Annotated in this window: 11 protein-coding genes; 3 read left to right on the top strand and 8 right to left on the bottom strand. The window is 64.5% G+C overall.

The window, feature by feature from the left end; genetic code table 11:
* Together AC2FM3_RS17155 and AC2FM3_RS17150 are read right to left on the bottom strand one after the other, a co-directional pair.
* The coding region (locus tag AC2FM3_RS17155) for a glycosyltransferase family protein (RefSeq protein ID WP_496684256.1) at window positions 1-468 on the bottom strand (468 nt) is incomplete at its 3' end.
* Between the two features lie 44 nt (window positions 469-512).
* The gene (locus AC2FM3_RS17150; protein WP_496684254.1) at window positions 513-1,622 is read right to left on the bottom strand and encodes an NAD-dependent epimerase/dehydratase family protein; all 1,110 of its coding nucleotides are present in this window, start codon (window positions 1,620-1,622) and stop codon (window positions 513-515) included.
* A gap of 227 nt (window positions 1,623-1,849) precedes the next feature.
* Between AC2FM3_RS17150 and AC2FM3_RS17145 the strand changes: the two genes are divergently transcribed.
* Window positions 1,850-2,902 carry a Gfo/Idh/MocA family protein gene (locus AC2FM3_RS17145; protein ID WP_496684251.1) on the top strand — a complete coding sequence of 351 codons (1,053 nt, stop codon included), beginning with the start codon at window positions 1,850-1,852 and terminating at the stop codon, window positions 2,900-2,902.
* Window positions 2,903-2,908: 6 nt separating this feature from the next.
* On the opposite strand, the gene AC2FM3_RS17140 is transcribed toward AC2FM3_RS17145, so the two are convergent.
* Both AC2FM3_RS17140 and AC2FM3_RS17135 read right to left on the bottom strand, forming a co-directional pair.
* Window positions 2,909-3,847 carry a hypothetical protein gene (locus tag AC2FM3_RS17140; RefSeq protein ID WP_496684249.1) on the bottom strand — a complete coding sequence of 313 codons (939 nt, stop codon included), beginning with the start codon at window positions 3,845-3,847 and terminating at the stop codon, window positions 2,909-2,911.
* Between the two features lie 14 nt (window positions 3,848-3,861).
* Window positions 3,862-4,755 carry a glycosyltransferase gene (locus AC2FM3_RS17135; protein WP_496684246.1) on the bottom strand — a complete coding sequence of 298 codons (894 nt, stop codon included), beginning with the start codon at window positions 4,753-4,755 and terminating at the stop codon, window positions 3,862-3,864.
* 368 nt (window positions 4,756-5,123) lie between these two features.
* Between AC2FM3_RS17135 and AC2FM3_RS17130 the strand changes: the two genes are divergently transcribed.
* On the top strand, window positions 5,124-6,269 hold the full coding sequence (locus tag AC2FM3_RS17130; protein ID WP_496684244.1) for a glycosyltransferase: 1,146 nt from the start codon (window positions 5,124-5,126) through the stop codon (window positions 6,267-6,269).
* An 86-nt stretch (window positions 6,270-6,355) separates the two neighbouring features.
* Window positions 6,356-7,624: a glycosyltransferase family 4 protein gene (locus tag AC2FM3_RS17125; protein WP_496684241.1), complete on the top strand. Its 1,269-nt coding sequence runs from the start codon at window positions 6,356-6,358 to the stop codon at window positions 7,622-7,624.
* Between the two features lie 8 nt (window positions 7,625-7,632).
* Here the strand turns inward: AC2FM3_RS17125 and AC2FM3_RS17120 are convergent, their stop codons facing one another.
* From AC2FM3_RS17120 to AC2FM3_RS17105, 4 genes are all read right to left on the bottom strand, one after another.
* Window positions 7,633-9,162 (bottom strand): GMC oxidoreductase, encoded by a 1,530-nt coding sequence (locus AC2FM3_RS17120; RefSeq protein ID WP_496684238.1) that lies wholly within the window; start codon window positions 9,160-9,162, stop codon window positions 7,633-7,635.
* Between the two features lie 34 nt (window positions 9,163-9,196).
* Entirely contained in the window at window positions 9,197-10,168 is a 972-nt protein-coding gene (locus AC2FM3_RS17115; RefSeq protein WP_496684235.1) for an NAD-dependent epimerase/dehydratase family protein, read from the bottom strand.
* A gap of 85 nt (window positions 10,169-10,253) precedes the next feature.
* Window positions 10,254-10,997, bottom strand: a complete 744-nt coding sequence (locus AC2FM3_RS17110) for a polysaccharide deacetylase family protein (protein ID WP_496684232.1) — start codon at window positions 10,995-10,997, stop codon at window positions 10,254-10,256.
* Window positions 10,998-11,000: 3 nt separating this feature from the next.
* Window positions 11,001-11,908 (bottom strand): protoporphyrinogen/coproporphyrinogen oxidase (locus tag AC2FM3_RS17105; RefSeq protein WP_496684229.1); only part of this gene is annotated, 908 nt, incomplete at its 5' end.

Genomic DNA, 11,908 nt, shown 5'->3' with positions numbered 1-11,908 from the left:
CTCGGAGATCGTCATCACCCGCGTCGCCTGTTTTTTGGCCAGCCAGCATTTGGCCTGCCACAGGCGGAAGTTCAGCTTTCGGGGAAAGATCAGGTCGGGAAACCGCTCGGGGATCGTGTCGTGAAAGCACACCACGCTGGGTCGCCGCGCAAGCAGGGGAAAATAGGAATAAACCGCCGGATAGAAGAACAGGTCGCACTGAATCTGCCTGGCGGCCCGCGCCATCGTCATCAGGTCGGCGCCTTTGCGGGCCCGCGCGCCTGAAGAGGCCTCGGAGATCGAAGCCCCGGACCCGGCGACCCGTATCTCGACCCCGTCCGGCACCACACGCGTGGGGGGTTGATCGAACAGCAGCGTGTACCGGTACCCCGTGTCCCGGCTGACCAGCGCGTGGATCAGGTTGCGGGTGAAGCGGCCAAACCCGCGTTCGTTTTCCCACGATGTTGCGTCAACGGCGATATGTGTCAAAACCCAGAAACCTCGAAACAAGAAACACTGAAAAAAACCGTCAATTACGGGGCGCCGTGGCGCGATTGAAGATAGGTGCGTGTGGCGTCGAGCCCGGCGGGCAAATCGTATTCAGGCCGATAGCCCAGGCGCGCGCGGGCGAGGTCGATCCGGCAGACCCCATGTGCCGCGAACAGTTCGAGCATGGCGTGGTCGGGAAAGACCTCGGCCGGACCGGGCAGTCGGCGCTTCAACTCGTGAACCATGGTTTCGAACTTCTCGCGACCGATCAGGCTGCGGGCGGCGGCGCTGACGCGCGCGGCCAGAGCTGGCCGGTCGGGCGGGGCGTCCTCCGATGGCGCGGGCAGCCGGGCCTGCAGCGCGGCCAGTGGGGAATGGCGCACCTGACCCCGCCCGATGATCCGGGCATAGCCAAGCAGCAGGTCCGACCAGGCGAAAGGTGCCGCGCCGGAAATGATGAAACGCTCGCGGTCCAGATCCGGCAGGATCGCCGCGCGCAACAGAGCCTGCACCAGATCATCGACGAATACCCCGTTGCAGACACCTTCGGGATCGGGCAGGACCACCGTTCCACGCGCCAGCCAGTCGGCCAGCTGGTCGGTCCACATCCGGCTGTGCGGGCCATAGACCAGCGTCGGCTGCAGGATCGCCGCGGGGCAGTTGCCTTGCATCAAGGCCTGCTCCATGGCCTGCTTGGCCTGCCGATAGGCCGACCCGCCCGGCCTTTGCATGGGGCTGTTTTCATCCAGATCCTGATGTGGCCAGCCGTCATGCACGACGATCGAGCTGACATGGACGATCCGGCCGACGCCCGCGGTTTCGGCGGCGGATCTGAGCACCTCGAAATCCGCAAGGTTTTGGGTTGCGGGTGCGCGCATGTCATACGCGAGGTGAAACAGCACCTGATGGCCGCGCAAGGCGGCCTGCATCAGAGGTCGGTCAGACAGGGCGCCCACCTCGACCCGGACCCCGAGCGCGGCAAGATCGCGCGTGCCGTGCCGGGTTCTGAGCAAAGCGGTGACGTTTGCCCCGGCCTGGGTCAGCTGTTCCAGCAGCCGCCGACCGACGAACCCCGTGGCACCGGTGACAAAGACTGGGCAGCCAGCAAGGTCCTGCCATTGGGCTTGGTTCCCGGTGTGGGTCCGATCCGTCAAAACTCGATCCAAAGCAACATGTTGTCCGAGGTCAGCCTAGCGCAACGCGCTGGCCTGTGCTACTGCGCAGGAAAGGAATGTTGGATTGGAGCGCGGGTTTTGCGCCGGGCCACCGCCGGATCCGCGATTGAAGGACCGAGCACCGTAAGGGGCCGTTCCCAAGGTTGATTGTCGTGTGCGCTGGACCGGTGCGGTCGGGCGAAAGTATTGAGTGAAGGAGTTGTTTCATGCGTATCGGGGTTGTCGGCGGGGCCGGTAAAATCGGGAAATTGCGGGTCGAGACCATCCAGGAGTGCCCGGACACGACGCTGGCGGCCGTCATGGATCTGTCGGAAGAGGGTGCCCGGGCCGTAGCCGGCGGGGCGCCGGTCTTCACCGACCTGGACCGGTTTCTGGACACCGATATGGATGCCGTCGTGGTCTCGACACCGCCGCACCTGCACGAGGCCCCCTGCCTGGGCGCGCTTGCGCGGGGGCGGCATGTGCTGGTCGAGAAACCGATGGCCAACTCGGTCGAGACCTGCCGCCGGATCCTGAAGGCGGCCGCAGCCGCGAACCGGGTCGTCGCGACCGGGTTCAACATGCGGTATTACCCGGCCTTCGCCTATGTAAAGGACGCCGTGACCAGCGGCCAGATCGGAACGCTGACCCATGTGCGGGCCTTCGGCGGCCATGACGGGCTAGCCCATTTCGCCCACGATTGGGAATACCGGACCCCGCTGGCGGGCGGCGGCGCGATGTGGGACATCGGGATTCACCTGACCGACCTAGTGCGGCATCTGCTGGGCGAGGTTACGTCGGTCTATGGCGTGGCTAGCGAGTCCGTCTGGAACTTGGCGGGGTCCGAGGACAATGCCATGGCGATCTTCCGCAATCCCGACGGGCTGGCCGCGATCTATCAGGCCACATGGGATGAATGGCGTGGATACGACTTTGCCATCGAGGCACATGGAACCCACGGGCTGGTGCGCGGGGCCTATGCGCCGATGAAGAACGTGCTGGTGACCCTGCCGGAACCGGGCGGAAAACCGGTCACGACCACCCGGCACTATTTCGACATCGCGGTCCGGGAAAAGCTGCGGTCGTGGAAATCGACGGCCAAGTTATCCTTCGCCGAGGAACTAAGGGATTTCCTGAAACTGTGCGACGGGGACCTGAGCGTCCGGATTGCCGACGGGAATGCCGGTCTCCGCGCGATCGAGATCGCCTTGGCGGTGGCCGAGAGCAGCCGCGCCAACGCGCCGGTCGAGTTGCCCCGCTTGCTGCCCGAGCGTCCTTGACCGGGATCAGGCGTGGTCGGGTTCCGGCCCCTGCACGTAGCCTGCAAGCTCGCCCAACGCCCACATCGTGACGATCAGAAAGATCAGGGGGGATGCTTTCCAGAAGTCGCGCAGATGTATCCGTTTCTTCCGCTGGGTTGAATAGTGCCGCGCAAACAGAACGAAGGGCAGCAAGGGGGTCACAGCGGCGCGAAAGACACGCTTGGCGGCCGAAATCTCGCCGGAATGTATCCGCGCGTATTTTCGCCCCCAATGAAACCACTCGACCGCCAGCTGATGTGTCGGGATGCGTGGCCGGAATTGCGTTGTGCGGGGGTGTTCTGACAGGACCAGCTTGTGACCAGCCGCCTGTAATGCCGCGTGGATCGAGGGTTCGTAGAACCGCTCTTTGTAGAGGGCCTGCAATTCACGCAGGGTATCGGCCCGATAGCAGACGTTTGTTGCCGACAGAAAATCGGCCTCGGAGGTCGGGATCGGCGGCATGTAGCGGCTGAAGTCACAGATGTGAACCGCCCAATTCCACGCCGTGTCGTGGCCGTTGTCCACGCATCCCCCCACTGCGGCCGCGCCGGTTTGCCGTTGCAGGTCGATGGCGGAGGCCACCCAGTCTTCCCGCGGGATGCCCCGGTCTTCGACCATGCCGATCAACCGGCCGCGCGCGGCCTTGACGCCCTCGGCGCGGCGAATGTCCCAGAACCGGTGCAGTTCGAGCGCGTTGCGCGGCACCTGGCCCCGGGCGACCACGCCCAGATCCAGAAACCGGAACTCGGGGAAATCGGTCTGCAGGTCGGCGGCTTCGCGCGATAGCTGGTCGTAGGGAATGATGACTTCGAACTGATGCGTGCCTGACTGGTTCCGCAGTGCGTTCAGACAGTTGCGCAGCGCAGCGCCTCCATCGACGATGGCGACGATCACGGACAATTCGGGTCGGGTCGGATCGGACATCGGCCGCTATCCCGCTAGCGGACCTTGGACAGGGACTGTCCGGCCCCGAACCAGTAACCCGAAATCTCACCCGCCCCCCAGGACAGCGCAAAAGGCACCAGAAGCGGCAGCGACCGAAGCAGCTGTGGCACATGCCTCTTCTTGGACAGGATGTTGCGGACCACCCGCGCAAAGACGACCGGCGGCAGGGCAAAGGCCAAACAACCCATCAGGGCGCGTTTCGTCGCGGGTTCGCCGTGGACCCGCGCCCCGGCGAAGCTTTTGGAGTAGAGATATCGCTGTGCCATATACAGCCCGAAGGTGTAGTGCATCTTGTGGCCGGCGACGATGTCGTTGCGCATGACCAGTTTCGCGCCTGCCTGGCGCATGTGGTCATGCAGATGGTTTTCCCATTTGCCGTGGTCCAGCAGCGCATCGTATTTGCGGAGCAGGTCGCGTCGATACACGGTGTTGTTGCCGGGCAGCCAATCACACGGCCCGTCGACCAGCGGCGGCAGGACCGCGCTGTATTCACACAGGAACGCCGCCCAATCGATCAGCGAGTCTGTCGCCTCGTTATCGACCGGCCCGGCAACCGCATCCGCGCCGGCGGCGATCTCTTCCAGCATCCGGGCCGTCCAATCCGGCGGGACGATGACGTGATCCTCGATCACGCCGACCGCATCCGCAGAGGCCGTCCGGATGCCAACTGCCCGCATCTGCGGGATCGTGGCTTCGGCGCCCACCGAGATGACATGAACGTCGGGAAACTCGGCCTGGACCTTCTGGGCAAAGCCGCAGCCCAGACGCTCGACCGCCAAGACCTCGGGTCTGGGGCCGGTCTGGTTGCGCAGCGCGGTCATGCAGCCTTGAAAATCGGAATAGGAATTGACGCAGGGTATGACGACCGAAATCTGATGTGGTTTCATGACTAAATCTCCAATCCTGATCGTAATGCAAAACCGGTCGTCTGCGCGCCCATAATCCGAAATATTGAATTTGAACGTGCTTGAACACAGCGATCAAAGGTCGGCTGGCCAACTGTCAAAAAAAATTGCCCATTGATTCAAACGTGACCGGATTGTGGCATCAGTGGCAACAGTCCTGATTTGGGCTTCGCGGGCGAAACCGGCTTGGCCAATCCGTGCGGGGGCATGGATTTGGCCATCCGCCCTGATCTGATCCAGCCTGGGCCGCTGCGTTTTCCGCGGCCAGTCGTACAAAGGGCGTTGATATGCGTGGCGTCGCACATGTGCTCTTGTTACACCTTCACTACCGAATGCAGTTGGAATGAACCATGCAGACAGAACCCGGAACGGATGTCCGCCAGCCCCTGCGCATCGCGCAGATGTGTACCGATTTCGGAATGGGTGGAATAGCACGCCATGCGCTGGACCTGAGCACTTGGCTGACGGGTCGCGGGCATGAAATCTATCTGGCCGGCAGCCCCGGAAACTGGGCGAACGAACAACTGAGCGATCGATTTCTGTCGGTTCCGACGCGCGGTGTTGCGGCGGATGGCGGGTCGGTTCTGCGGCGACTGTCAAACGCGGGGCGGGGCGCGCAGTCGCTGCGTCGCTGGTTGCGCGAGGCGAACGTCGACGTGATCCATGCGCATGAATCCGCTCCGGCCCTGGTGGCATTGCTGGCGCGGATGGGTCTGAACATTCCGCTGGTCGTGACCTATCACGGCTCGGACCCCGACCGGATCAGGGGGTTCGGCGCCATTGCGCGCCATGCCGACCTGATCGTCACGCCCAGCCACCGCGCGGCCGAGGACCTCGTGGTGATCGGGGGTATTTCCAAGGGCAAGCTGCGGGTGATCGGCCTCGGGATCAAGCCGCCCCCCGTAGACCAGCCGGAAGACGTGGCCGCGTTGCGCGACCACCTGTTGCGCGGGGGCACGCGCCTGGTCGTGACCATCGCCCGGGTGGCGCATCAGAAAGGGATCGACATTCTGATCGAGTGTGTGGCGCGCCTGAAGGGCAGCCACCCCGAATACCGCTTCGTCGTGGTCGGCGATGGGCCGCTGGATCGCGAGATGCAGGCGTTGGCCACGGATCGCGGCCTGGACGGGTATCTGCAGTTCGTGGGGCGGACGGATGTTCCGTACCGGTATCTGCGGGCGGCGGATCTGATGCTTTTGACCTCGCGGTGGGAGGCCCTTCCGATCTCGATTGCCGAGTCGCTGCAGACCGGCACACCGATCGTCGCGACGGATTGTTCCGGGGTGCACGAACTGGTCGACGACACGGTCGGGGCCTGCGTTCCCATCGGTGATGTCGCGGCGATCACGCAGGCGGTGACAGAGGTGCTGGAAGATGATGCGAAACGCGCGGCCATGGCGGCAAACGCGTTTCAGAGATCGAAAGCGTCCCGCTTTGACCCCGACCATATCAACCGGCAGATCGAAAGCCTGTATCTTGGGCTGCAGGAGCGGTAGGCCCGGTCGGTGGCGACTTGTGCCTTTCGATCGGGGCGGGGATCGTGTTTCATGCCCCGAAGGTGTTGGTTCTTGAGTATTGTGACATGCGTTCGTTGAAAATCCTGATGTTCACGACCTTCTATCCGCCCTATTCCTTCGGTGGCGACGCGGTGGGCATCCAGCGCATGGCACGGGCGCTTGTCGCGCGCGGGCATGACGTGACCGTGGTGCATGACGAGGACAGCTATCTGATCCTCGGCGGCAAGCCCCAACCCGAAGGCGACCCGGACGGAGTGCGCCGGATCGGACTGCGCAGTCGCTATGGCATGCTGTCGAACCTTCTGACCCAGCAGACCGGCCGCCCGGTGGTGCACGCGGGCCGCATTCGTCAGATTCTGGACCAGCAGCAGCCGGATATCATCTGGCACAACAACACCTCGCTCATCGGAGGGCCGGGCCTGCTACCGATGGGATCGGGCCTGAAGATCTATGAGGCGCATGAACACTGGCTGGTGTGTCCCACCCATGTCCTGTGGCGCCATGGGCGCGAGCTGTGCGACAAACGCCAGTGCCTGCGCTGTGTCCTCAGCTACCGGCGCCCACCACAGCTGTGGCGGTATACCGGGGCGCTGGACCGCGCCTTGGACCACATGGACCTGATCGTCGCAAAAAGCGAATTCAGCCGCGCCAAGCATCGCGAATTCGGGCTGCGCCACGACATGCAGGTGCTGCCGTATTTCCTGCCCGACCTGCACCCATCGGCGCTGCCCGAACCGGCCGTGCATGACCTCCCTTATTTTCTGTTCGTCGGTCGCCTGGAAAAGATCAAGGGTTTGCAGGACGTGTTCCCTGCCTTTGACCGATACCCCGATGCCGACCTGCTGATCCTGGGCGACGGCGACTATGCGCCCGATCTGAAACGACAGGCCGCGGGCAACCCGCGGATCCGGTTCCTGGGCCGCAAGACGCTGGATGAGCTCAATGCCTATTACCGGGGGGCGATCGGTCTGATCGTGCCCTCGGTGTGCTATGAAACCTTCGGCATCATCCTGATCGAGAGCTTCCGACTGGGAACGCCGGTGATTGCCCGGCGTCTGGGCCCCTTTCCTGAAATCGTCGAGCGGGCCGGAGGTGGGGCGCTGTTCGACACGCAAGAGGATCTGATCGCTGCCATGCGTGAACTGCAGCACGAGCCGGGGCGGCGCGACAGCCAGGGCCGTGCCGCGCGCGCCGCGTTTCTGGAAATCTGGCACGAAGACAAGGTTCTGGCCGCCTATGGTGCCGCACTGGCCCGCGCCGCGTACGGCAACGGCGACCGGGTGCTGGCCGCCGCGCTCGAGGCCGGAGCATTTGAGACCGGCGCGCAGGCCTGACCGTCGGATCAGGGCGCACAGGACCCGATCCGGTGGGCGTTCGCCATGACCGAAAAGGTGATGGTCGTCGCTGGAATGCTGGGAAAGACCGAGGCATCGACGAGATGCACACGCGACAGACCGCAGGGCCGTCCCAGCGTATCCGCCTGCCCGGCTTCGGGCAGCTTGGCCATGGGCATCGACCCGCCGACGTGAAAGCTGGACCCCACGGCCCCCTGACGGCGGGCAAAGCCCAGCGGCAGCAACCCGGCCAGTTTCAACACCTCCGCGATGCGCGCGGCGGCCTTGCCGGACACGGCGTCGGTTTCGTCATTGCCCGTTACCGTCGGGACAAGCCGCCCGTCTGAGGCAAGAGTCAGTCCGATCCGAGCCGAATGCGCCGAGTGCAGAAACACCTGGGCCACGATCAGCCGCCGCGCCAGCATGCGCCACAACGGCCCCGAGCCGGGAAGCCGGGCGCCGTAGTTGCGGATCAGGTCATGGGCGAAGAATTCGTTCCAGGTGTACAGTTGCGCATGGACCATATGGGGCGAGACGGCCGCGTCGTCCAGCTCGACGAAGATCTGCGGCAAAGTATGGAAGGGTCCGGCATCCGGGCGGCGGGGCAGGTGCCATCGGTGCAGACTGGGCAGAAAGAAATGCTGACTGTCCAGCAGGCGCAGGCTGGCGTCGGGAGCCGGAGAGGACAGCAGCAGAATGCGCGCGGTCTCGAGCACCCCGGCAGCGATGAAGACGCGGTCGGCCTGAATGGTCTCGCCCCCGTCGAGCGTGACCGTGACCGCATCGCCCTGTTCCTGAAACCGGTTCGCCAGCCCGATCCGGTACCGAAAGGCCGAATGGTGGCGCAGCCCCTCAAGCGTATGCGCGGCCGAATAGATCAGCCCCCAAGGACAACCATGCAGACACTGACCGCAATACCGGCACCCGGTCTCGACCGCCAGCCGCGACGCCCCGGCCCGGACGCCCAGTTGGGCCAGATCGTTTTTTCGCAGTGTCAGCCTGTCGAGCACGCGTTGGGCCTGTACCGAGGGGCTCAGCGGGGTTCTCTCGTGCATCGAAAAGGCCGGAAACAGGTCTTGCAGGGCGTCAGTCTGCCCGCTGATGGGCATGAAGGTGGCGACGGCGCGGTAATGGGGTGCCAGATCCTGATCGGTGATCGGCCAATCCTGCATGTCGGCCGCCCGGTTGGGCAGAACGGCGGAACCCCACAGGTTCGACAGCCCGCCAGCCGCGTGCGATGCCCGCAAGGCGACCGCGTCGGGATCGGTCAGCGTCATCGCGCCAGGTTCCATGGCGAAATCGGACCCGAACCGGCGAACCTGTCCCGCCGGGGTGTCGAATTGCGGGGCCTGCCAGGCCCGCCGGTCCTGCGGCGACCAGCTTTCGGGGTCGGTGGCGGCCAGACGGTTGCGCAGAGCCATCGCCGGCTCGTCGGGTCTGCGCCCGCCATCCAGCATCAGAACCCGGCGACCCCGGTCCAGAAGGGCCGAGGCGACCGACACGCCCGCCGGTCCGGATCCGATCACCAGATCGGTCACGGCGCGCGGCCCGCCCGGATCGCGACGGGGACGGTCATGTCGTCACTTGTCCCTGCATCTCGGCCACGATGTCGTCGATGATCTGCTGCAGCGTTCGCATCGGCCGGAACCCGGTCAAACGTTCAAGTTTGGTGACGTCCGGCAGCCGTCGCTGCATGTCCTCGAACCCGTCGGGATAGACCGTGTCATAGGGCACATGGCGGATCTCCGATCGGGATCCGGTCGTTCGGATGACCTGCTCGGCCAGTCTGCGGATCGTGACCTCCTGGTCGGTGCCGACATTGAAGACGTCTCCGCGGGCCTCGGGCAGGTGCATCAGGCGGCACATCGCCTCGACCACGTCGGCCACATGTCCGAAACAGCGCGACTGGTCCCCGGTTCCGTGTACCATCAGGGGGGCGCCGTCCAGCGCGGCCCGCACGAAATTGGGCAGAACCATTCCATAGCGCCCGGTCTGCCGCGGACCGGTCGTGTTGAAGAATCGCAATACCGTGACCGGCAGCCCGGATTCACGTGCATGCGCCAGGGCCAGGAATTCATCCAGAGTCTTTGCGCAGGCATAGGACCAGCGCAGATTGCGGGTGGCGCCGATGGTCAGGTCGTCCTCTTCCTGGAATGGAAACTTGGTGCTTTTTCCATAGACCTCGGAACTGGATGCGATGAAGGTATGGGTCTTGTCGGTCAGCGCCGCATCCAGCACGTTTTCGGTGCCGGCAACATTGGTCAGGATCGACCGGCTGGGTTCGTCCATGATCAGTTTGACGCCGACCGCTGCCGCCAGGTGAAACACCACATCGGCCGGGCGCACCAGATCTGCAACCAGCTGCCGATCCAGAATGCTGCCCTCGACGAAGGAAAAATCGGGGTGCTTCGCCACCCCGGCCAGATTGGACATCAGCCCGGTCGACAGATCGTCGAGAACGGTCACCCGATGTCCTTCGTTGATCAGCCGTTCGGTCAGATGAGACCCTATGAACCCGGCGCCGCCGGTAATCAGAATGTGCATGTGTTCGTACCAGTCACTTACCAAGAACCAAATTCAACCTCTGCCGACCCGCGCTGATAAACCCGGCGCCGGCCGTCTTTGAAATTTACCACGGCTTTCCCCGAACCCGCGCCCGTAACCCGCGCAGGGCCTTGCGGACGGTCAGATAGGGGCTGCCGCGCCCCGCCAGATGCGCCCGCCACCGGGCGATGTCGGTGAAGTAATACATCTCGAGCCGGGGCAGATCGTGGATGTCATCCCCCGATCGGGCCACGCCCAGCCGGGTTCCGACCGCGCTATCATACCGCCGGGCGATCATCTGGCGGACGGTGGGGTTCGAGGCGCCGTAGGGCGGCGCGAAATGCCGGATCGGGCGGTGCAAGCGGGCCGAGATTTCAGCTCCGCTGGCCTCGATTTCGTGTTGGGCTGCCCCGGCGTCCAGTGCCGTCAGGTCCGGATGACTGATGCTGTGGGCGCCGAACTCCACGCCCTGATCGGCCAGGCTTTCGATCTGGTCCCATCGCATCAGCGGCCGGGGCGGGACATGCCCGCCGGCCCAGGAATCGGTGCCGCCGATCCGGCCCGAAGGCAGATAGACGATGGGCTGAAACCCATGGTCGCGCAGGATCGGCCAGGCGGTGTCGGCGAAATCGGCGAACCCGTCGTCAAAGGTTATGACGACCACGCGTGGGGCAGGGGCGGCGGCTAGGGCGTCAGGCGTCACCACCGGCAGGCCCGAGTCGGCCAGCGCCCGCATCTGTTCGGCAAAGATACGCGGCGCGATTGACGTCGGTCCGGGCGCGTCCGAAATCGCGTGATACATCAGGATATCGGCCTGCCAGTCGGACATGGCTCAGTCTTCCACCACATGCGAGGCGAAGACCTCGCGATACCGGTTCCATTTCGCGCGATCGACCCGGCCTGCATCGTCGATGCAATCGGCGGCGCCATAGGCCATGGCAAAGGCATGGTGGGTGTTGTCGTGGGCAAACAGTCCCTGCCGCCCGAACACCAGCAGGCCATCGAGACCCGACAGCCAGCGATCGACGGTGTCGAACCGCGCTTCGTAGCCGATGTCATAGACCGGATAGGCATGGCTGAGCCGACGGGTTTCGCAGCGCCGGACCGGAACCGTGACCGGCAGGCCCAGCTGACCCAGCCACTTGGTGAACTCCTGCCCCAAGGCCTCGTCGGACATGCTCCACCATTTCTCGTCCGGGTCGCAGGGCAATTCGGCGCACAGGACCGTCACGCCCTTTGGCGAGCCGCTGGCGTTATAGTTCTTGGGTTCTGACATGCGGCTGATCGGGATCGACAGCTCGGGGAAATAATGTGCGTCGAACTCGGTGAACTGGTCGGTTTCCAGCACCAGATACAGCAGGATCATGCCGCGAAACCGGATGCCGCGGGCCGCTTCTACCACATCGGCGGGCGGGTCGGGGATCAGGCGCGTCAGCGCGGTCAGCGGGATGGTAGACAGGATCAGGTCGCCGGTCAGCTGTCGTTCGCCGCCGGCGTCGCGGACGGTCAGGCCGCAGACGTGGTTTCCCTGCCGCTGGATTGCGGTGATTTCGGTGTCGAACAGAAATTCCGCGCCTTTTGTCCGGGCGCTCTCGCGCATTGCGTCCGAGATCTGCCCGAACCCTTTGCGCGGATAAAAAAACCGCCCCGCCGTTTCGCTGCGCAGCCCGGGCAACAGCCGCAGCATCTTCATCAGGATCTTTCCGACCGACCCGCTGCCCACCCGTCGTTCCGCCAGCT

This window comes from Ruegeria sp. BHSB172 (assembly GCF_059613165.1).
The sequence above is the reverse complement of the archived record's forward strand: the minus strand, read 5'-3'. Positions and strand labels throughout refer to the sequence as shown.